Source organism: Microbacterium hydrocarbonoxydans (assembly GCF_900105205.1).
GTDB lineage: Bacteria > Actinomycetota > Actinomycetes > Actinomycetales > Microbacteriaceae > Microbacterium > Microbacterium hydrocarbonoxydans.
In genome coordinates this window covers 2,013,153-2,033,494 of the sequence record NZ_FNSQ01000005.1, presented here as the reverse complement: position 1 = coordinate 2,033,494, position 20,342 = coordinate 2,013,153, and the positions used below count along the sequence as shown (strand labels likewise).

The 20,342-nt window shown below is 66.5% G+C and carries 19 protein-coding genes; 8 read left to right on the top strand and 11 right to left on the bottom strand.

What is annotated here, in order from left to right:
• Window positions 1-21 precede the first annotated feature (21 nt).
• Entirely contained in the window at window positions 22-624 is a 603-nt protein-coding gene (locus BLW44_RS10070) for a pyridoxamine 5'-phosphate oxidase family protein (RefSeq protein WP_060925982.1), read from the bottom strand.
• Between the two features lie 180 nt (window positions 625-804).
• Here BLW44_RS10070 and BLW44_RS10065 point away from each other — a divergent pair, with 180 nt between their 5' ends.
• Window positions 805-1,458 (top strand): response regulator, encoded by a 654-nt coding sequence (locus tag BLW44_RS10065; protein ID WP_056276986.1) that lies wholly within the window; start codon window positions 805-807, stop codon window positions 1,456-1,458.
• A 13-nt stretch (window positions 1,459-1,471) separates the two neighbouring features.
• Here the strand turns inward: BLW44_RS10065 and BLW44_RS10060 are convergent, their stop codons facing one another.
• On the bottom strand, window positions 1,472-2,140 hold the full coding sequence (locus BLW44_RS10060) for a BON domain-containing protein (protein ID WP_060925983.1): 669 nt from the start codon (window positions 2,138-2,140) through the stop codon (window positions 1,472-1,474).
• Window positions 2,137-4,653: a phosphoketolase family protein gene (locus tag BLW44_RS10055; RefSeq protein WP_060925984.1), complete on the bottom strand. Its 2,517-nt coding sequence runs from the start codon at window positions 4,651-4,653 to the stop codon at window positions 2,137-2,139. The genes BLW44_RS10060 and BLW44_RS10055 overlap by 4 nt, the downstream gene beginning before the upstream one ends.
• 159 nt (window positions 4,654-4,812) lie before the next feature.
• On the opposite strand from BLW44_RS10055, the gene BLW44_RS10050 reads away from it, so the two are divergent.
• From BLW44_RS10050 to BLW44_RS10040, 3 genes are all read left to right on the top strand, one after another.
• Window positions 4,813-5,235 carry a pyridoxamine 5'-phosphate oxidase family protein gene (locus BLW44_RS10050; protein ID WP_060925985.1) on the top strand — a complete coding sequence of 141 codons (423 nt, stop codon included), beginning with the start codon at window positions 4,813-4,815 and terminating at the stop codon, window positions 5,233-5,235.
• A gap of 79 nt (window positions 5,236-5,314) precedes the next feature.
• On the top strand, window positions 5,315-5,785 hold the full coding sequence (locus BLW44_RS10045) for a universal stress protein (protein ID WP_060925986.1): 471 nt from the start codon (window positions 5,315-5,317) through the stop codon (window positions 5,783-5,785).
• A 19-nt stretch (window positions 5,786-5,804) separates the two neighbouring features.
• A complete protein-coding gene (locus tag BLW44_RS10040) occupies window positions 5,805-7,634 on the top strand; it encodes a heavy metal translocating P-type ATPase (RefSeq protein ID WP_245647350.1) in 1,830 nt (609 codons plus the stop codon).
• On the opposite strand, the gene BLW44_RS10035 is transcribed toward BLW44_RS10040, so the two are convergent.
• The gene (locus BLW44_RS10035) at window positions 7,631-8,470 is read right to left on the bottom strand and encodes a universal stress protein (protein ID WP_056276971.1); all 840 of its coding nucleotides are present in this window, start codon (window positions 8,468-8,470) and stop codon (window positions 7,631-7,633) included. The two genes, BLW44_RS10040 and BLW44_RS10035, sit on opposite strands and share 4 nt — an antisense overlap.
• A 37-nt stretch (window positions 8,471-8,507) precedes the next feature.
• Window positions 8,508-9,179, bottom strand: a complete 672-nt coding sequence (locus tag BLW44_RS10030; protein WP_060925988.1) for a BON domain-containing protein — start codon at window positions 9,177-9,179, stop codon at window positions 8,508-8,510.
• Between the two features lie 191 nt (window positions 9,180-9,370).
• On the opposite strand from BLW44_RS10030, the gene BLW44_RS10025 reads away from it, so the two are divergent.
• From BLW44_RS10025 to BLW44_RS10005, 4 genes are all read left to right on the top strand, one after another.
• Window positions 9,371-9,574 carry a hypothetical protein gene (locus BLW44_RS10025; protein WP_060925989.1) on the top strand — a complete coding sequence of 68 codons (204 nt, stop codon included), beginning with the start codon at window positions 9,371-9,373 and terminating at the stop codon, window positions 9,572-9,574.
• Window positions 9,575-9,748: 174 nt separating this feature from the next.
• Window positions 9,749-9,952, top strand: a complete 204-nt coding sequence (locus BLW44_RS18650) for a DUF5655 domain-containing protein (protein WP_369690615.1) — start codon at window positions 9,749-9,751, stop codon at window positions 9,950-9,952.
• Window positions 9,953-10,147: 195 nt separating this feature from the next.
• A complete protein-coding gene (locus BLW44_RS10010; RefSeq protein WP_060925991.1) occupies window positions 10,148-11,488 on the top strand; it encodes an MFS transporter in 1,341 nt (446 codons plus the stop codon).
• Between the two features lie 5 nt (window positions 11,489-11,493).
• Entirely contained in the window at window positions 11,494-11,916 is a 423-nt protein-coding gene (locus BLW44_RS10005) for a GNAT family N-acetyltransferase (RefSeq protein WP_082724465.1), read from the top strand.
• A gap of 11 nt (window positions 11,917-11,927) precedes the next feature.
• Here the strand turns inward: BLW44_RS10005 and BLW44_RS10000 are convergent, their stop codons facing one another.
• Genes BLW44_RS10000 through polA form a run of 6 tightly spaced genes read right to left on the bottom strand, consistent with a single transcriptional unit; the run spans window position 11,928 to window position 20,333 of the window.
• Entirely contained in the window at window positions 11,928-12,671 is a 744-nt protein-coding gene (locus BLW44_RS10000) for a formylglycine-generating enzyme family protein (protein WP_060926049.1), read from the bottom strand.
• Window positions 12,672-12,682: 11 nt separating this feature from the next.
• Entirely contained in the window at window positions 12,683-13,432 is a 750-nt protein-coding gene (locus BLW44_RS09995; protein ID WP_060926050.1) for an SGNH/GDSL hydrolase family protein, read from the bottom strand.
• A 46-nt stretch (window positions 13,433-13,478) separates the two neighbouring features.
• Window positions 13,479-14,831 carry an MFS transporter gene (locus BLW44_RS09990; RefSeq protein ID WP_060925993.1) on the bottom strand — a complete coding sequence of 451 codons (1,353 nt, stop codon included), beginning with the start codon at window positions 14,829-14,831 and terminating at the stop codon, window positions 13,479-13,481.
• Window positions 14,832-14,874: 43 nt separating this feature from the next.
• Window positions 14,875-15,909, bottom strand: a complete 1,035-nt coding sequence (locus BLW44_RS09985) for an LLM class flavin-dependent oxidoreductase (protein ID WP_060925994.1) — start codon at window positions 15,907-15,909, stop codon at window positions 14,875-14,877.
• 53 nt (window positions 15,910-15,962) lie between these two features.
• Entirely contained in the window at window positions 15,963-17,639 is a 1,677-nt protein-coding gene (locus BLW44_RS09980; RefSeq protein WP_060925995.1) for a DUF885 domain-containing protein, read from the bottom strand.
• Window positions 17,640-17,699: 60 nt separating this feature from the next.
• Entirely contained in the window at window positions 17,700-20,333 is a 2,634-nt protein-coding gene (gene polA, locus BLW44_RS09975) for a DNA polymerase I (RefSeq protein WP_060925996.1), read from the bottom strand.
• Window positions 20,334-20,342: the final 9 nt, after the last annotated feature.

Here is a 20,342-nt window from a genome sequence, read left to right as displayed (position 1 = left end):
CGGTGGCGGAGCGTCGACGAGTTATCCGCCCCACGGCGGAAGGTGCGGGATGGGCTGCGGCTTATCGGCCGTCCGTGCCCCTGGACCACCTTGATCGACGTGCTCGTCACGTGCGCGCCCGCCCGAAGTGGAAGCGGATGGGACGTTCCTCCGCGTCGCGGACCGGCCGCGGACGGGGAAGCGGCGGCCCGTCACGGTGTCGGGCACGAGGCGCACGTAGTTGTGCTTCGCCGTGGGACTGTCAGATGCAAGCGTGAGAACGCCGGAGGCTTCGATGTCAGCATCCGTGTCCATGCGCATCGCGTGTCCGCGGATCACGATGCTCCACTGGAACGCGCCATCCACCCCGTCGATCTCGAGAGCAACGTCCGGATGCCCGGCAAGGCTTCGCAGCTTAGCCCCAGGCGCCGATTTCATGAACACGCTGCCCTCATGCACGAGGTAGTTAAGGGGAAACAGATCAGGGCGTCCGTCGATGTTCTGAATCGCAAGGCGACCGAGCGAGTTCGCCTCGACGAGTTTCCAGCAAGCGGCTGTTCCGATCTCCTCTACACCGGCTGACGCGGCCGTCTCCGGCGCGGTCGGTGGATCCCGGTAGTACGGGTTGGGGTCATCATTCGCCATGGTGGGTCTCCTGAGCATCGGGTCTTCGGATCAGCCGCCGACGTGTTGTCGTCGGTGGTCGAGACGCGTCCAGTCAATCGCTGACACCTTCCTGTGAGCAGGGTCGAAAGTCCCGAGGGCGCGTCACCGCGGAGTTGTACTCTGTGGTTACCCGCCAGTGTGAGGGGATCGGAGGGCGACATGTTCCGGATCGTTCTCGTAGACGATCATGAGATGGTGCGGCGCGGGATCGCGGATCTTCTCGAGACGCAGTCTGATCTCAGCGTCGTCGGTGAAGCAGCAACGGTTCACGATGCACGAGCGGTCGTCGCCGCAACTCTGCCGGATGTGGCGGTCTTGGACGTACATCTCCCCGACGGCAGTGGCATCGATCTGTGTCGTGAGATCCGCCAAGCGCACCCGCAGGTGCAATGTCTGATATTCACGGCGTTCGATGACGACGATGCCTTGTTTGCCGCCGTTCTCGGAGACGCGGCCGGCTACCTGATGAAGACGCTCCGCACCGATGAACTACTTCACTCGATCCGCGCCGTCGCGCAGGGCCAGCGACTTATCAAACCCTCGATGGTGCGCCATGTCACTGGCACCGTCGATCGTGCCGACACTGCTGATCCTCGCTTCGGTGCTCTGAGCATGCGCGAGAAGGAAGTCCTCGCACTCATCGCTGAAGGGCTCTCCAACCGGCAGATCGGCGACCGGCTCGGCCTCGCGGAGAAGACCGTCAAGAACTACGTCTCATCTCTGTTGAACAAACTGGGTCTCGAGCGACGCACGCAGGCGGCGGTCCTGCAGGCCGAGAGAGCCAGCCGCGCGTTCGACCATCGCGCCCCGTAGCTCTGATCCCCGGTTACCGGGCGCGCACCTCGATGCGATTGTCCACGTATGTCACGTGTGGTGAGGCCCAGGCCGCGTCTGCCGCTTGACTCTTCTCCGGCCATGAGCGCACGGTGCCGGTGAGGATCGCAGTGGTCCCTTCGATCGCGACAGAGACCGCGTTCGCATCCACCGCCGCGTTCCGAAGTATGGCACCACGGATGCGCTCTGTCGCATCTTCCGATGACGGTCGTGCGCTCAACGTGATCAGGCTGTTGACGTTCCTGACCCCGCGAAGGTGTTGTACTGCGCGCTTCGCCGACCGGCGTTGGTGGTCCCACTCGACTTCCCCCATGAGCGTGACTTCGCCGTCGTCGATCACCGCTTTGACCGTGTTCGGCACGTTCGCGGTGGCGTGGAGGGCGTGGTCGACTTCCCTAGCCACATCGGTGTCGGTGATCTGCGCGCCGTCCATCGGGCGCACGATCATGTCGTCGACCACGGTGCTCACGCCGCGGACGCGGAGAGCCGCGTGCTTGACCGTGAGGCGCTCAGAGTAGCTGTTCACCTCCCCCGACAGGGCAACCGCGCCGTCTGTCACAGCCACTCCGATCGCCGCGTCATCGAGACCCGGTGTCCATTGCAGCTCCTGAGAGACAGCCCTTTGCACATCTCGATCGTCGATGTGTTCTGTCGTGTTCATCGTCTTGTTCCTTTCGACCGCTCTTCGTCGAGGGCTTCACCACTTGCTGCTGGCTCTGGCTCGTGCCATTCCCAGTTCCTGATCTCAGGCGCGTCTTCTCCGTGGAGCCGCGTGTAGGCCCTCGCTCGCACGCGCGAATCCTGCATCTCCTGACGCAGGACAGCCTCCCGGGGTCCCAGGCCGGGCACATGGTCGATCACGTCCATCACGAGGTGGAAGCGGTCGAGGTCGTTCATCATCACCATGTCGAACGGGGTGGTCGTCGTTCCTTCCTCGATGTACCCGCGGACGTGGAGCTGGTCGTGGCCGTGTCGACGGTATGTCAGACGATGGATCAGCCAGGGGTACCCGTGGTAGGCGAAGATCACCGGCCTGTCGGTGGTGAAGATCGCGTCGTATTCTCGATCTCCGAGGCCATGCGGATGCTCCCCGTCGGTCTGCAGGCGCATGAGGTCGACGACGTTCACCACGCGCACCTTCAAGGAGGGAAGCCGCTGGCGAAGGATGGATGCCGCAGCGAGCACCTCCAATGTCGGCACGTCGCCGGCCGCGGCGAGCACCACATCGGGTTCCTCGCCGGCATATTCGGAGCCCGCCCAGTCGAAGATGCCGAGTCCACGGGTGCAGTGCTCGATGGCCGCATCCATCCCGAGCCAGTTGGGTGCGGGCTGCTTTCCTGCGACGACGACGTTGACATAATCGCGTGAGCGCAGACAGTGGTCGTAGGTCGACAGGAGGGTGTTCGCATCGAACGGGAGGTACACGCGCACGACGTCGGCCTTCTTGTTGACGACATGGTCGATGAAACCGGGGTCCTGGTGCGAGAGCCCGTTGTGATCCTGCCGCCAGACGTGCGAGCTGAGCAGGTAGTTCAGCGAGGAGATCGGGCGACGCCAGGGGATGCTCCGGGAGGTCTTCAGCCACTTGGCGTGCTGATTGAACATCGAGTCCACGATGTGGATGAACGCCTCGTACGAGTTGAGCACGCCGTGTCGTCCCGTCAGCAGGTACCCCTCGAGCCAGCCCTGACACTGATGCTCACTGAGCATCTCTACCACCCTGCCGGTGCGCGACAGATGATTGTCGGCATCCATCGGCAGCGACTCCGCGTTCCACTGTTTGTCTGTCACCTCGAAGACGGCATCAAGTCGATTGGATGCCGTCTCGTCGGGACCGAAGATGCGGAAGTTCTCGGGGTTGGCCGTGATCACGTCACGAAGCCAGCCTCCGAGGACGCGGGTGGCCTCGCTCACAGTGGCACCGGGGCTGGGCACGTCGACGGCGTAGTCGCGGAAGTCAGGGAGTCGCAGTTCTTTCCTCAGCAGCCCGCCGTTGGCCACCGGGTTCGCACTCATACGGAGCTCTCCTTCTGGAGCCAGCGCCGTCACCCACTCAGCCACTGCACCTTTCTGATCGAAGAGCTCTTCCGGCCGGTACGACAGCAGCCACGATTGAAGCAGCTCTGTGTGCGCTTCAGTATCGCGCGCGTCACGCAGCGGCACCTGGTGTGAACGCCAGTTGTTCTCCGCCGGATGCCCGTCGATCTCGTGCGGACATGTCCATCCTTTCGGCGTGCGCAGGATGATCATCGGCCATGCCGGCCGGGTGCGGAGAACGCCGGCCGCGGCATCCGCTTTGATCTGTGCTACGTGGTCGAGGACGTCATCCAGCACGATCGCGAAACGTCGATGCACGTCGATCGGGTCCTCGCCATCGAACCCGCCGGAGACGAGATATGGAGTGTGCCCGTACCCACGCATGAGGGAGAGCAACTCCTTCTCGGGCATACGTGCGAGCACTGTCGGGTTGGCGATCTTGTACCCGTTCAGGTGAAGAATCGGCAGAACGACGCCGTCGTGCAGCGGATCGAGGAACTTGTTCCCGTGCCAGCTCGTTGCCAGCGGCCCCGTCTCCGCCTCGCCGTCTCCGACGACTGCAGCGACGAGGAGGTCGGGGTTATCGAACGCGGCGCCGTACGCGTGAGAGAGGGAATAGCCCAGTTCCCCACCCTCGTGGATCGACCCGGGCGTCTCCGGCGCCACATGGCTCGGGATTCCTCCGGGGAACGAGAACTGGCGGAAGAGACTGCGCAGTCCGTCCTCGGAGTGGTCGATGCTGTTGTAGACCTCGCTGTACGTGCCGTCCAAGTAGGCGTTTGCGACCATTCCCGGTCCCCCGTGTCCTGGCCCGGCGATGTAGATCGTCTGGAGAGAGCGTTCTCGGATCACTCGGTTGAGGTGGGCGTAGATGAAGTTCAGCCCCGGGGTCGTTCCCCAGTGTCCGAGGAGTCGAGGCTTGATGTGCTCGGGTCTGAGCGGCTCGCGGAGTAGCGGGTTGTCGAGAAGGTAGATCTGCCCTACCGACAGATAGTTCGCCGCCCGCCACCAGGCGTTCAGACCCTCCAGAGTCGACGCGGCAGGATGGTTTCCGGCTCCTCGGGGCCAAGAGGATGTGGTCGCGGTGTCGCCACGAGTCTCGGTCTGCGCGGAGGAGGAAGTCGGAGATGCGTCCATGGACGCAGTCTTGCCTTGCGACGGTCGCGGGATAGAGCCGAAGGTCCCTCGCCCGTGCCCATGTAGCCCACGCGATGACAGGACCTTGGTCCCCCCGGCGCGCTGAGGTCCCAGGGCACGATGAGGAGCGAGACAGGAACCTCTCCGGACGGGAGAATCATGACTGAGATCGAACGCTCACCGACACGACAGCTGACCGAGGACGAGTGCTGGGACCGTCTCGCGCGAGCCCCCTACGGACGGATCGCCTGCGGTGCGGCCGGGGAGATCGACATCTTCCCGATAAACCACAAGACCGACGGACGAACGATCATCTTTCGAACCTCGGCAGGAACAAAGCTACTCGAGCTCACGATCCGTGAGTCGGTTGCCTTCGAGATCGACGGGTACGACGAGCATGAAGCCTTCAGCGTGGTGGTGAAAGGGACAGCCCAGGAATTCGATCGCGACACCGACGTGCTCGCGGCGGAACGACTGGGCGTGCACCCATGGGCCCCGGAAGAGAAAGATCGTTGGGTACGGATCGATGCGTCTGAGGTTCGCGGCAGGGTCTTCGATCTTGAGGCGCGGAGCGCGCCCTGACCCCGGAAGGGCGAGGGCTCCGACGCTCCGTGTGACCTTTGGCCCAGTGGCCTGAAGCGAAAAGCAGGATCGTGAAACTATGTCGAACACACACTCACACCACATCGTCGTCGGCGTGGACGGATCCGATTCCTCTATCGACGCCCTCCGCTACGCAGCACGCCTGGGGAAGGCGCTGAAGGAGCCTCTGCATGTCGTCACGACCTGGACGGCTCCCCCGATCGATCCCTACTTGGCTATCGAGTGGTCACCCTCTGAGTTCGCCCGCGAAGCTCTGGACGAATCGATCCAGGGAGCATTCGCTGGCAACCCACCACACGACCTCACCAGCGAAGTGCTGCTCGGGTCGGCCGCGCGAACCCTGATCGGCCTCAGCAACTCGGCATCGATGCTGGTCCTCGGCAGCCGCGGGCACGGCGGCTTCGTCGGGCTCCTCCTGGGATCAGTCAGCGCTGCCTGCGCGGAACACGCCCACTGCCCCGTCCTCATCGTGCACACGAAGAAGACGACCGACAGCGAGTCCTCTCCGTCATCTTCGGACGAGACCTGAACCCTTGAGGCCCGTCCTGTTGCGGTACCCGATCATCACTCTCACGGTTCTCGTCTTCGTCGGAGTCATCACGGCGCTCGTGGCGGGAGCCGAGAACACCGGTCGTTGGGCGGCGACGATCTACGTGGCCGCCTTCATCAGCTGGACACTGGTGAGAATGGTGCGGGATGTGCTCCGAGGGCACGTCGGTCTCGACATACTGGCGCTCGTGGCGATGATCGCCACGTTGGCGGTCGGTGAGTACGTAGCGTCGCTGATCATCGTGTTGATGCTGTCGGGGGGCGAGGCGCTGGAGGATTTCGCCGGACGACGCGCAAAGCGCGACCTCTCCGCACTTCTGGACCGCTCGCCTCGCACCGCGCACGTCCTGGAGTGGGCCGACGCGGACGCCGGCGAAGCCATCCGTGACGTTCCCGTCGACGAGGTCAAGATCGGGGATGTGCTTCTCATCCGCCCTTCTGAGATCGTGCCGGTCGACGGGTCTCTTCTCACGGAGACCGGATCATTCGACGAGTCGTCGTTGACGGGCGAGAGTATGCCGGTCACCCGCGAGATGGGCGGAGAGGTGCTGTCCGGGGCGATCAATGGAAGCCGGGCGGTGCGGATTCGAGCAGTGCGGACCAGCGAGGACAGCCAGTACCAACAGATCGTCGCTCTCGTGCGTGCAGCGGAAGACTCCCATGCGCCGGTGGTGAGGCTGGCCGACCGATTCGCTATCCCGTTCACCGCAGTCTCGCTCGTGCTGGCCGGGACCGCATGGGCGTTGTCGAGTGATCCGACGCGGTTCGCAGAGGTCCTGGTCCTGGCAACGCCCTGTCCACTCCTGATCGCCGCCCCGGTCGCCTTCCTCGGCGGGCTCTCCCGTGCCGCGAAGGCCGGCGTGATCATGAAGGGCGGCGCCGTCATCGAGCAGATCGCCCGCGTGCGTTCCGCCGCCTTCGACAAGACGGGAACCCTCACCCAGGGTCGCCCACGACTCATCAAAGTCCGACCAGCCGAAGGCTTCGATGCGGATGAGCTCCTGATGCTCGCCGCCTCGGCAGAGGAGTACTCATCACATGTTCTCGCCGACGGTATCCGTCGCGCTGCGGAGGATCGGGGCCTGGCGCTGCGCACCGCCAGCGCCGCACGTGAGGAAGCGACCAACGGTGTGGTGGCGACGATCGATGGGCGCACCGTGACTGTCGGCAAACCCGCCTACGTCATCGCTATCGCCCCCGATACTCCCAGGGCCGCGCTCGACGTCGGCGAAGCCGCCGCATACGTCGCCGTGGACGGACGATTCGCCGGCGTTCTGGTACTTGCCGATGACGCGCGCCCCGAAGCCGCGTCCGTGGTGTCCTGGCTCCGGAGTCACGGCATCGAACGGATCATCATGCTGACCGGCGACGTCCGGTCGACGGCGGAATCCGTGGGACATCGAATCGGTGTCGACGACATTCACGCGGAACTCCTCCCGCCCGAGAAAGTACGGCTCGCGCAAGACCTGCAGCCACGCCCGGTGATGATGATCGGCGACGGAGTCAACGATGCCCCTGTGTTGGCCGCCGCCGACATCGGCGTGGCGATGGGCGCGAAGGGCGCGACGGCGGCCGGCGATGCCGCCGACATCGTGATCCTGGTGGATTCGCTGTCGAAGGTCGTGGACGCCGTATCCATCGGCCGTCACACGCTGCGGGTCGCCCTCACGGCGATCTGGATCGGCATCGGGCTGAGTCTCGCGCTCATGATCGTGGCGATGACCGGAATCATCCCCGCAGTCGCTGGCGCGGTCACGCAGGAGTTGGTGGATCTGGCCACGATCCTCTACGCATTGCGGGCGTTGCGGGGCCCGCGGGATCTCGCTTAGCGCACCACGACGGTGGCGGTCGCGAGCCGGGAGAGGACTTCCTCGCTGGTGGATCCGAGAAGAAAACGAGCGATCGCCCCGCGCCCGTGAGACCCGACCACCGCCAGCCGGGCTTTGGCTGCCCGGTCGCTGATCGTCCGTCCCGGAGTGCCCCTCTCCACCACGCGATGCACGACGAGATCCGGATACTGTTGCCCGATCCCCGCCAGCGCAATGGCAAGTGTCTCTTCTGCCGCCTGCTGCATCCCTGACAGGTAGGTCGACGGGTAACCGTGCATCCCCACAGGCAGCGGAACGGTCGTCCATGTCGTCACAGCCGTGAGGACGTCGCCAGCTCTGTCAGCCTCCTCGGCAGCAAACGATATTGCTCGCTCGGAATCAGCCGATCCGTCGATGCCCACGACAACTCCACTTCGGTTAGTGAGATCGATGTCGGGCACCACCGCGACCGGGCTATGAGCGCCCGCCGCTATGCGGACACCGTGCAGACCGCGTCGGTCCCCTTTCGACGGACCACGGTGGTCGCTTCCGATGACGAGGAGATCGCAGACTATCGAGGCCTCGATGAGTTCGCCGACCGGATCGCCCCGCCCCACACGCGTGTCGACGGTCAGTCCCCGTGACTGCAGCCGAGTCGCCTCACGCGCAAGCATCGCCGCCGTCAACGCGAGAGCCTCCCGGAGCATCTCCCCCTCCCCGACCGCACCTACAGCACCACCGACGATCGAGATGAGGGTGAGTCTGCCACTGCGGTCATATGCGCGTCGTGCCGCCCACTCGACCGCCTCACGCGAAGCGTGAGTGTCGACGACGCCGACCAGGATGCTCTCCGGCATGGGATCCTACTTTCCGCTCCAGCGAACGCTCTCGTCATCAATCTGACTGGACTCTCACGTTGTTCTCGACCTCAGTGATGTGAGGAGAGGCCCACGCGGCACGACCTGCCTGCTCCCTCTCTGCCCACGACCGCACATGTCCGGACAGGGTGGCCCTGTTCCCGATGACGGTGACGACGATGTGGTTGGCGTCGAGCTGCGCGTTGCGGACAAGCGCGTTCCTGATTCGCTCCTTCGCATCGCTGGCAGAGACTCGAGCGAACAGCGTGATCCTGTTGTCGACCCGATGCACCCCGCGCAGATGCTGCACGGTTCGCTGCGCGGCCCGGCGTTGGAAGTCCCAGAGAACCTCGCCGGTGAGAATCACGTTGTGATCCGACACCTCAGCTTTGACTGTGTCGGGGACATTGTCTGCCCACTGCAGAGCGCGTCGCACCTCCCGGGCGACGTCCGTGTCCGTGATCGTGATCGATGCCTTCGGGTGCACGGTCAATGCGTCGACGACGGTCGACACGCCTCTCACACGCCGTGCCGCACGCTTGGCAGCGAGACGCTCCGAGTGCTGGTCGACCTCACCAGTGAGGATCACGGCGCCGTCCTCGACAGCAACGCCGATTCCGGCGGCGTCCACGTCCGGGGTCCAATCGAGTTCGTCCTGAACGGCGGTCTGGATGTCGTTGTCGCTGCGCGCCACGGTGGGAGTGCTCATTGCTCGTCCTCTCTTCGGTGCGGGCGATATCGCGCGCTATCCACAGACTTCCCGACTTCGCGAACCCCATGCAGGGTCATTGGTCCCGCAGGGACTGGATCAGAGGCGACCCATGACCGTCTCGGTCATGGGTCAAGGTTGAAAGGACTTCCGACCCAGGAGCTGCGCCCGGGCTGTGTGAAGCTCCGTCCATGCACGAACAACCGAGTCGAATCAGGGTCGTTGAGAAAGCCGGCCCATGGGGGTTCTTCTTCCTGCTCTGCTACATCGGTGCTGTCATCTATTTCGTCTCGAACTCCAGCGGGGGTTTGTGGGACGTCGTTCTCGGCCTGCTTCAGGCAGCGGTCTGGCCCGTCTACGTGACCTTCCACGTGCTCGGCATCCTCGGGGCGTGACGGCACACCCGGTGTGACGATGCAGATGGTGGGAGAACAGCTGTTCGTTCCTGATGAACGGGCGGTCGAGATCTACCGCGTCTTCGCTCGCTCTGTCAGTGCTCTCGCGCATGTTCGACTCATCGTGACTCGGAGCCAGGTGGCATTCTGGGCGCGGCGCCCTTTCGCCTATGCGTGGAACCCCTCTCGTTACATCACGAGCGCAGTACCGATGGTCGTTTCTGTCGCGACGAAGGGACCGCTGAGCTCTTCACGATCAAGGAGGTTGTCCATCCGTCGCCGCGGACCTGGATGCATCACATCGAACTCCGCTCGGTCACCGATGTCGATGAGGAACTTCTTGGATGGGTCGTTCAGGCCTACCAGGAAGCCGCCTAGCAGGCTCCGCACTCGCCCTCGTTCACACCGTCGGTGGGACCTTCGGTCCGGAACTCAATGCAGTCGTCGGCCACCGGGGAACTCGTACGGCCCCTGAGTGACGGTTCCACCGGCTGCGGTGATCGCTGCCTGCGTGGCATCGAGGTCACCCGAATAGAGCAGGTGAGGGTGCCGACCAGGAGTACCGTAGGAGGAGTGCAACAGGTTCCCCGCTCCCCCGTGACGACTCCGGGATGGAGAGCCTGGCTCATCTGGGGCGTCGGGGTCGCCGCCTACGTGCTCGCGATCACGAATCGCACCTCGCTGGGCGCCGTGGGTGTCGAGGCCGCAGACCGGTTCCAGGCCGATGCCTCCACGCTCGCCCTCTTCGCGGTCGTGCAGCTCGCGGTGTACGGAGGGATGCAGATCCCTATCGGCATCCTGCTCGACCGGTTCGGCTCTCGCCCGATCATGACCGTCGGGATGCTGCTGATGGCGGCAGGCCAGCTGACGATGGCGTTGTCACCGAGCATCGGCATCGCGATCTTCGCCCGCATCCTGCTCGGCGCCGGGGACGCCGCGATCTTCCCCGCCGTGCTGCGGCTCGTGGCGACGTGGTTCCCGGCGCAGCGCGGGCCGATCATGGTCCAGTTCACGGGGATTATCGGGCAAGCCGGTCAGCTGGTCGCGCTGGTCCCCCTGGCGGCGCTGCTGCACGCGACCACCTGGACCATCACCTTCGGCAGCATCGCGGGGCTCGGCGTGCTGTTCACGATTCTCGTCGCGCTGCTGATCCGCAACCACCCGGCCGACCGAGAAGCCGACGTGAGCGTCGACACCGACACCGGGGTGATCCGCGTCGTCACGTCGTCCGTCGACACCGGAGTGGGCATCAGAGCGGCGTGGGCGCACCCCGGCACTCGCCTCGCATTCTGGTCGCATTTCACGACGCCCTTCGCCGGGACCGCGTTCATCCTGCTCTGGGGCATGCCGTTCCTCACCGCAGCGCAAGGGCTCGACACCGCGCATGCCGCCGGCATCATCTCGGTCTACGTCGTCGCGGGGATGGCGCTGGGCCCGATCATCGGCGATCTCTCCCGACGGCTCCCCAATCAGCGGTCGGTCGCTCTCGTCCTCCCCGCGGTCGGCGTCCAGATGCTGGCGTGGATCGCTGTCATCGCGATGCCGGAGCCTGCTCCGCTCTGGCTCCTCTACGCACTGGCGGTCGCTCTGGCCACAGGCGGGCCGGCCAGCATGATCGCCTTCGACCACGCGCGCACGCACAACCCGTCGCACCGCCTCAGCACGGCGACCGGCGTGACGAACGCGGGCGGATTCATCGCCGCTCTCATCGCGATCTTCCTGATCGGCTTCGCGCTCGACCTCCAAGGTGCCGGGACGCCGGAGACGTATTCCTTCGAGGCGTTCCGGATCGCCTTCCTGATGCCGATCCCGCTCTGGATCCTCGGTGTCGTGTTCATCGTGATCGAACGCAAGAAGACACGGATCCGGATGGGGCTGGACCCCGAGCGCCGGCGCCGACGCTCCCTAGGATGAGTGACATGTCACCGAGCTTCACCTTCTCCGATGACCCCGCGCTGATCGACCGTCAGCTGGTACATCGCTGGCTGAGCGAACAGGCGTACTGGGCGAAGGGGCGCACGAGAGAGATGCAGGATGCGGCGATCGACGCCTCTCGGAACTACTCGATCCGCGACGACCACGACCGTCAGGTCGCCTACGCCCGAGTGGTGACCGACGGGGTGACCTTCGCGTGGCTGTGCGACGTCTTCGTCGACGAATCCGCCCGGGGCCGCGGCATCGGGCGGATGCTGGTCACCGGTGTGATCGACGACCTGCAGCACTCGTCGACCGTGAAGCGGATCATGCTCGCCACGAGCGACGCGGACGGTCTGTATGCGAAGTTCGGCTTCGCCGAGCCCGACGGCCCCAGCACCTACATGATCAGGCCGATGTCGCACTGATCCGCCGCGTGCTACCGCCGACCGGGCCGAGAGGGAGGCGTCCAGCCGAAGGGCACGGGGCCATCGAAGGCGGCTCGCTCGCGATCGGCGCGCACGGACCAGCCCTGCGCCTCGCCCGGAGTGTCGAAACCGCCTCGGGCGACCCGGAGGCCGACGTCTTCATGATGCATCCGGGGCCCTCCCCCACGGCGGACGGAAGCCCGCACGCTCCAGGCGTCGTCTGCGAAACCGCCGCCGCGGAACACCCTGTAGTCGTCGTACCGGGCCGGGTCGAGTAGATCCCAGCACCACTCCCACACGTTGCCCAGCGTGTCGAACAGGCCGTGCAGATTCGGCAGCTTGCCTCCGACGTCCTGCGGTGTCGGCACACCGTCGGCCGCGGTCCAGGCGGCGTCGGCCAGCGGCGCGTAGTGCGGACCGCTCGAACCCGCGCGGCAGGCGAACTCCCACTCGGCCTCTGTCGGAAGTCGGTAGCCGTCGCCGGTGACGTCCCAGGTGATCTCCTCGCCGTCGAACAGGTAGACGGGCTCGAGGCCCTCCCACTCCGAGGCGGCGTTGCAGAAGTGCACGGCGCGCAGCCAGCTCAGATCCGCCGCCGGTCGACGAGGATGCCGCGAGGCGATCGGGAGCACCTCGGCGAGCTGCTCCTCCGTGATCGGGAACACGCCGATCTCGAAGTCGCCGAGACGCACGGTCCGCTCGACCTTGCGGCGCGCATCGTGGAGGGTCACCTGACCTCCTGCGATGCGCCGCATCTCGATGTCGGTCACGTGTGTGGGACCCGTTCGACCCAGGCCGGGTACTTCGCCGCGCGTCCGTCGCCCGAGGAGGTCCGAGTGACACGCCGCCTCACCCACGGGCCGACGAACTCGCGGTAGTAGGCCAGGCCCGCCGGCCCCGCAGCCGCCAAGGAGGTCGGCGACCACCAGGTCGCCGGCGGCTCGAAGCCCAGTCCGTGCAGCACGCGCGCGGCGACCCGGTGATGTCCGGCGGCGTTCATGTGCAGGCGGTCCTCCGACCAGTACGCGGGCCGCGCGAGCTCGCGATCCGGCCAGTTCAGCGCTCGCACCACATCGTCGCGACCCTCGACGCGGCGCAGCACCGCCTCGGACAGCTGGTCACCTCGACGCTGGACGAGCGAGCCCATGGGCAACTGCCCGCTCGGGTTCGCGCCGGAGAGCAGGATGAGGGTGACGCCCTCCTCGTCGCACCGACGGAGAACCCTGCTGAAGGCGTCGGCGATGTGCTCGAGGTCGGTGCGCGGACGCAGCATGTCGTTGCCACCGCCGTTGAACGACAGGTGGGTGGGACGCAGAGCGAGCGCCGGCTCGAGCTGCTGCTCGACGATCGGCCAGGCGAGCTTGCCACGGATCGCGAGGTTGGCGTAGCTGATCGCGTGCCCTGCAGCATCCGCCCACCCCTGGGCGACGAGGTCGGCCCAGCCCCGTTCCCGGCCGTCGTGCAGCACGTCACCCACTCCCTCGGTGAAGGAATCGCCGATGGCCACGTAGCGCACGTCTGTCACCTCGACAGCCTATTCCCGCGGTCGGACACTCAGCGCATCACCGATCGTCGAGGGCGACGCCACCTCGGTCGACGAGCCCCCACGCGGCCGCTGCCGCTGCGACGAAGCAGGCTCCGAAGACCGCGAAGAGCACGGGCGCTCCCCCGGCGACCAGCAGCACGGGCACCGCCAGCGGGGCGATGATCGACGCGATCCTGCCGACACCGGCGGCCCAGCCTGCACCCGTGCCGCGCAGCGAGGTGGGGTAGATCTCCGGGGTGACTGCATACAGCGCGCCCCAGGCTCCGAGGTTGAAGAACGACAGGGCCATCCCCGAGGCGATGATGGCCGCCTCGGTCGTGGAGGTGCCGAAGAAGACGGCCGCGACGGCCGAGCCGATCAGGAACACCGACAGGGTGATCCGTCGTCCCCACACCTCGATCAGCCAGGCGGCCACGGCGTAGCCAGGCAGCTGCGCCAGGGTGATGATGAGCGTGAATCCGAAGGATCGGACGAGGTCGAAACCTGCATCGACCAGGATGCTGGGGATCCAGATGAAGGCGCCGTAGTACGCGAAGTTCACGCAGAGCCACACGATCCACAGGCACACCGTGCGCACCCGGAACTCGGCGTTCCACAACGTCGTCAGCCGCGCCCTGGCTGTGATGGCGATGGCGCGGGACACCGGCTCACGCCGGATCGCTGGTTCGGCGATCACGCCGGCATCCGCCTCGAAGGCGGAGACGATGCGATCCGCCTCGGCGATCCGCCCGCGCGATGCGAGCCATCGCGGGGACTCCGGAAGGCCCCAACGCACGATGAGCGCGTACACGGCCGGGATCGCCCCGAGTGCGAATGCCCACCGCCAGCCCGCATCGGATGCCGGGATCACGAAGAACCCGATCAGCGCGGCCGCCGTCCAGCCGAGCGCCCAGAATGCCTCGAGGATGACGATCAGGCGGCCGCGGATACGAGCGGGCGCGAACTCGCTCACGTACGTTGACGCGACGGGCAGCTCTGCGCCGAGCCCGAGTCCGACGAGGAAGCGGAGCACCAGCAGGGCAGCGAGTCCCCCGACGAGCGCACTGGCTCCGGTGGCCACGCCGTAGACCAGCAGGGTGAGCGCGAACACCTGTCGCCGGCCCCACTTGTCGGCCAGCAGACCGCCCAGCGTGGCACCGAGCGCCATCCCGATGAATCCGACCGAGGCGATCCAGCCGGCATCCGTCTTGCTCAGGCCCCACTGCTGGGTGAGAGCGGCGAGGATGAACGAGATGAGCCCGACGTCCATGGCATCCAGCGCCCACCCGACCCCGGAACCGGTGAGGAGACGAAGATGGCGACGCGTGAACGGAAGCTCGTCGAGACGTCCGGCGATCGATGCCCGGCTCGGCAGCGCGGTGTTGGCCATGCCTTCATCGTAGAGGCGTCCGGCGCGCTGCCGAGCGCGTGGGTCAGTCGCGGTCTGCGAGCAGCTTTCGCACCCGTGGGATGACCTCGGTGCCGTAGAGCTCGATGCTGCGCATCATCGCATCGTGCGACAGCGTGCCCGTGGCGTACTTCAGATCGAAGCGTCCGAGACCGAGGGTCGTGACCGTATCTGCGATCTTCGCGGCGACCCGGTCCGGGGAGCCGACGTACAGCGCGCCGGCGGGGCCGACGTCGTTCTGGAACCGTGCCCTGCTGTACGGGGGCCACCCGCGCTCGCGACCGATGGTGTTGTTCATCGCCTCAAACCCGGAGTACGCGGCCTCCCATGCCTCCTCGTCGGTGTCGGCGATGTGACCAGGCGAATGGACGGCGATCGGATGCGACGTCGTGCCGAACGAGGCGACCGAGCGGTGGTACAGGTCGACGAACTGACGGAAGCGACCCGCAGGACCGCCGATGATCGCGAGCATCAGACCGAGCCCGTGCCTGGCCACCCGCACGACCGATTCGGGACTGCCGCCGACACCGACCCACGTGCGCAGACCGTTCTCCGTCTTCGGGAAGACGTTCGCGTTCTCCAGCGACGCGCGCATCGTGCCGGACCAGGTCACGGGCTCCTCCTTGAGGAGTTCGACGAACAGCTCGAGCTTCTGCTCGAAGAGCGCGTCGTAGTCGCGGAGGTCGTAGCCGAACAGCGGGAAGGACTCGATGAAAGACCCACGGCCGAGCACGACCTCGGCGCGGCCGTTCGAGAGGGCATCCAGGGTCGCGAAACGCTCGTATACGCGCACAGGGTCATCAGACGACAGGACTGTGACGGCCGTGCCGAGGCGGATGCTGCGGGTGCGTGCGGCGATCGCGGCGAGCACCATCTCGGGTGCAGAGACGGCGAACTCCGTGCGGTGGTGCTCCCCCACTCCGAAGAAATCGACGCCGACGCTGTCGGCCCGCTCGGCCTGCTCGACGATGTTGCGGATCGTCTGCGCGCCGGTGAGGAGCTCGCCGTCGTCGCCTCTCGTGATGTCTCCGAAGGTGTCCAGCCCGAATTCGATGCTCATGTCAGCCCTTTCTATTCAGCTGAATGAACAGCGAGCGGGGTGGATGCATTCCCTCAGCGCTTCAGGAGCGCTGTGCGCAGCGTGTCCAGTCCTACACCGCCCATGTCCAGGGCCCGCTTGTGGAACTCCTTCACGTCGAAGTCGGCGCCGCGCTCGGTCTGGTACGCGTCCCGCACCTGCTCCCAGATGCGCTGACCGACCTTGTACGAGGGTGCCTGCCCCGGCCAGCCGAGGTAGCGGTTGACCTCGAACTGCACGAACTGATCTGACATGTTCACGTTCTTGCGCATGAAGCCCAGCGCGTAGTCCGCGTCCCAGGTGCCCTCGCCGTCGAGGCGCGGCTTTCCGAGGTGGACGCCGATGTCGAGCACGACGCGCGCCGCGCGCATGCGCTGGCCGTCGAGCATGCCGAGGCGGTCGGCCGGATCGTCGAGGTACCCGAGCTGCTGCATGAGTCGCTCGGCGTACAGCGCCCAGCCCTCCGCATGTCCAGAGGTCCCCGCCAGCAGGCGACGCCATGAGTTCAGCTCGGCGCGGTTGTACACCGCCTGCGCGATCTGCAGGTGATGCCCTGGCACACCCTCGTGGTAGACCGTGGTCAGCTCACGCCAGGTGTCGAACTCCGTGACCCCCTCGGGAACCGACCACCACATGCGACCGGGGCGAGAGAAGTCGTCCGTCGGTCCGGTGTAGTAGATGCCACCCTCCTGGGTCGGCGCGATCATGCACTCGAGGGTGCGGATGGCCTCGGGGATGTCGAAGTGGGTGGCGCCGAGCTCGGCGACGGCACGGTCGCTCGTCTCCTGCATCCATCGCTGCAGGGCGTCCGTGCCGACCAGCTTGCGGGCAGGGTCCGCCTCGAGGTGCGCGACGGCCTCCTCGACCGATGCGCCGGGGAGGATCTCGTTCGCGATGGCGGTCTGCTCGGCGACCATGCGCGCGAGCTCCTCACGGCCCCACTCGTACGTCTCGTCGAGATCGATCGTCGCACCCAGGAAGCGGCGGGAATTCAGCGCGTAGAGCTCACGGCCCACCGCGTCGACCTCCGTGGCGGCCGGGGCCAGCTCCTCGGCGAGGAAGCTGCGCAGCTCGTCGTAGGCGACGCGGGCCGCGGCCGAGTTGTCGGCCAGGGTGCGGGCGAGCGAGGCGGGCAGGTTGCCCTCCTGCGGCGCCGCCTCGGCGACGAACGCCGCGAAGAAGCCGTCGTCGGCGGTGTATCGATCGATCTGCGTGGCGACCTCGACGACCTGGCGTCGGGCAGGCGTGACGCCGGCAACGATACCGGCCCGTAGCGTCTCGGTGTAGCCGCGCAGCGCGTCGGGAACGGCCGCGAGGCGGGTCGCGATGACGTTCCAGTCATCTGCCGTCGCCGTGGGCATCAGGTCGAATGCCGAACGCACGTCCTGCGCCGCCGAGGCGATCACGTTGAGGTCGCGCAGGTGCCAGTTCGCATCGTGCAGCTCGAGGTCGAGGGCGAGCTCGGCGGAGAGGTCGGTCTTCGTGACCTCGTCGATCGCGTCGACGGGTTCGAGCGCTGCGAGCTTCGCAAGCGTCGTGCGGGTGGCGGACGCGATCTCCTCGTGGCCGGCCGGGCTCAGATCACCGAATCGGTCGTTCACCTCATCCCGACCGATGTACGTGCCGAGCGTCGGAGCGAGCACCGCGAGGGTGTCGACCCATTCATCGGCGACCGTGTCGATGGCAGTGGGGGTTCGGGGAGAAGAGGTCATCCCTTCAGCGTAGTCCGGGACCGTCGCCGCAGGATATCGGCCTGCGGCGACGGTGCGGAGTCAGTGCGCGGCCTCGTTCCAGTCGAGCCCTCGGCCGACCTGGACGTCGAGCGGGACGCGCAGATCGGCGGCATCGCCCATGCGGGCGCGCACGATCCGCTCGGTGGCGTCCCACTCCCCCGGCGCCACCTCGACCACGAGCTCGTCGTGGATCTGCAGCAGCACCCGGGAGGCCAGCCCTTCGGATCTCAGGTCGTCGTGGATGTGGAGCAGCGCGATCTTCATGATGTCGGCCGCGCTCCCCTGGATCGGAGCATTGAGCGCCGCGCGCTCGGCGTTCTCCCGCAGCACCCTGTTGGGGCTCGCGAGATCGGGGAACGGTCGGCGGCGGCCGAAGATCGTCTCGGTGTAGCCGACCTCCTTCGCTGCCAGCACCGACGCCCTGAGGTAGTCGCGCACCGCACCGAACCGCGCGAAGTACTCCACCATCAGCTGCTTCGCCTCGGACTGCTCGATGCGCAGCTGCTTCGAGAGGCCGAATGCCGAGAGACCGTAGACCAGGCCGTACGACATCGCCTTCACCTTGGTGCGCATCGGCGCGGTCACATCCGACGGATCGACGCCGAAGACCCGAGCGCCGACGAAACGATGCAGGTCCTCGCCGCTGTTGAACGCCTCGATCAGGCCCTCGTCGCCGGACAGGTGCGCCATGATCCGCATCTCGATCTGCGAGTAGTCGGCCGTCAGCAGGGTCTCGTATCCCTCACCCACCTGGAATGCGCTGCGGATGCGCCGCGACTCCTCCGTGCGCACCGGGATGTTCTGGAGGTTCGGGTCAGTGCTCGACAGGCGACCGGTCTGGCTGCCCGTCTGCACGTAGGTCGTGTGCACCCGGTCGTCAGCGCCGATGGCGGTGTCGAGGGACTCGATGATCTGCCGCAGCTTGGTCGCCTCGCGGTGCTGGAGCAGCAGGCCGAGGAACGGATGCGGATGCGACTCCTGCAGGTCGGCCAGGACCGCGGCATCCGTCGAATATCCCGTCTTGGTCTTGCGAGTCTTCGGAAGCTGCAGGTCGTCGAACAGCACCTCCTGCAGCTGCTTGGGCGAGCCCAGGTTGAACTCGCGACCGACGATCCCGAACGCCTCCTTCGCGAGCCCGTCGGCACGGATGGCCAGCTCGCCCGAGAAGGTCGAGAGCACGTCGTGCGAGACGGCCACTCCGGCGACCTCCATGTCGGCGAGCGTCAAAAGAGTCGGCAGCTCGATGTCGGTGAGGACGGCCGCCACGGACTCCGGAATGTCCTCGCGCAGCGCTGTCGCCACCCGGAGGGCGAACCAGGCCTCCTGCGCGGGCGTGGCGCCCTCTGTCTCAGGAACCAGCTGGGTGGGGTCGGCTTCGGGGAGCTTCTCTCCCAGATACCGCTCGACGAGGTCGCCGAGGGTCTTGTCCGGGAAGCTCGGCCGCAGCAGCCAGCCGGCGAGGCTCGTGTCGTAGGCGAGCCCTCCGAGGCCGAGACCCGCACGCCGCAGCGCCTTCACCTGGGGCTTGGCGTCGTGGAGCACCTTGGGACTGTCGGATTCGAGCCAGGCCCGCAGCGCGGTCGCGACATCGTCGGACCAGTCCAGCTCCCGGAGCTCGCCGTCGGTCGCGGCACCCAGTCGGGACGGCAGGCCGCCCTGGAGGAGCAGGCGGAGCGCGACATCGCCGGACTGAGCCTCGGCCCACACGAGGAACTCGTCGGCGGACACCTGTACGGGCTCGGGCATGACCACAACGGTCGCGGGGTCGTCTGCGACCTCGCCGGCGCCGACGGCCTCGAACACGCGGGGCAGCAGAGTGCGGAACTCGAGGCGCGCGAAGATGTCGCGGACCGCCTGCGGGTCGATCGGAGCGACCGCGAGATCGCCGGGTGCGACCGGAAGCTCGACGTCGCGGAGCAGGCGGTTGAGGCGGCGATTCCGCCGCACGTCCTCGATGTGATCGCGCAGGTTTCCGCCGACCACTCCCTTGATCTCTTCTGCGCGGTCGAGCAGGTCGTCGAGCGAGCCGAACTGGGTGAGCCACTTGACGGCGGTCTTCTCGCCGACCTTCGGCACGCCGGGGAGGTTGTCGCTCGTCTCCCCCACGAGCGCCGCGATGTCGGGGTACTGCTCGGGCCGGACGCCGTAACGCTCCTGCACCGTGACGGGGTCGTACCGCTTGAGCTGCGAGACGCCCTGGACCGAGGGATACAGCAGGGTCACGTCGTCGGTGACGAGCTGGATGGTGTCGCGGTCGCCCGAGACCACGAGCACGTCGTACCCCTGCTCGGCGCCCTGCGTCGAGAGCGTCGCGAGGATGTCATCGGCCTCGAACCCCTCTTTCGTCAGCACCGGGATCGACATCGCCGCCAGGCAGTCCTGGAGGAGGGGGATCTGACCGCGGAACTCCTGCGGGGACTCCGAACGGGTCGCCTTGTACTCGGGGTACACGTCGGTGCGGAACGAGTGGCGCGAGGTGTCGAACGCGATCGCCATATGCGTGGGCTGCTCGGCCTTGATCAGGTTCACGAGCATCGACAGGAAGCCGTAGATGGCGTTCGTGTGCTGGTTGTCCTTGGTCGTGAAGTTCTCGACCGGCAGGGCGAAGAAGGCACGATAGGCGAGCGAATGGCCGTCGACGACCATGAGGGTAGGCTTTGCGGAGTCCGTCACCCTGTCAGC

What these genes read in the sequence shown, in the direction of transcription:
- BLW44_RS10035 (WP_056276971.1), bottom strand. Translation starts at nt 8,470, where the DNA reads ATGCCGGAGAGCATCCTGGTCGGCGTCGTCGACACTCACGCTTCGCGT.
- BLW44_RS10070 (WP_060925982.1), bottom strand. Translation starts at nt 624, where the DNA reads ATGGCGAATGATGACCCCAACCCGTACTACCGGGATCCACCGACCGCG.
- BLW44_RS09990 (WP_060925993.1), bottom strand. Translation starts at nt 14,831, where the DNA reads ATGGCCAACACCGCGCTGCCGAGCCGGGCATCGATCGCCGGACGTCTC.
- BLW44_RS09980 (WP_060925995.1), bottom strand. Translation starts at nt 17,639, where the DNA reads ATGACCTCTTCTCCCCGAACCCCCACTGCCATCGACACGGTCGCCGAT.
- BLW44_RS10025 (WP_060925989.1), top strand. Translation starts at nt 9,371, where the DNA reads ATGCACGAACAACCGAGTCGAATCAGGGTCGTTGAGAAAGCCGGCCCA.
- BLW44_RS10065 (WP_056276986.1), top strand. Translation starts at nt 805, where the DNA reads ATGTTCCGGATCGTTCTCGTAGACGATCATGAGATGGTGCGGCGCGGG.
- BLW44_RS10030 (WP_060925988.1), bottom strand. Translation starts at nt 9,179, where the DNA reads ATGAGCACTCCCACCGTGGCGCGCAGCGACAACGACATCCAGACCGCC.
- BLW44_RS10000 (WP_060926049.1), bottom strand. Translation starts at nt 12,671, where the DNA reads ATGCGGCGCATCGCAGGAGGTCAGGTGACCCTCCACGATGCGCGCCGC.
- BLW44_RS10005 (WP_082724465.1), top strand. Translation starts at nt 11,494, where the DNA reads ATGTCACCGAGCTTCACCTTCTCCGATGACCCCGCGCTGATCGACCGT.
- BLW44_RS10055 (WP_060925984.1), bottom strand. Translation starts at nt 4,653, where the DNA reads ATGGACGCATCTCCGACTTCCTCCTCCGCGCAGACCGAGACTCGTGGC.
- BLW44_RS10060 (WP_060925983.1), bottom strand. Translation starts at nt 2,140, where the DNA reads ATGAACACGACAGAACACATCGACGATCGAGATGTGCAAAGGGCTGTC.
- BLW44_RS09985 (WP_060925994.1), bottom strand. Translation starts at nt 15,909, where the DNA reads ATGAGCATCGAATTCGGGCTGGACACCTTCGGAGACATCACGAGAGGC.
- BLW44_RS10050 (WP_060925985.1), top strand. Translation starts at nt 4,813, where the DNA reads ATGACTGAGATCGAACGCTCACCGACACGACAGCTGACCGAGGACGAG.
- BLW44_RS10045 (WP_060925986.1), top strand. Translation starts at nt 5,315, where the DNA reads ATGTCGAACACACACTCACACCACATCGTCGTCGGCGTGGACGGATCC.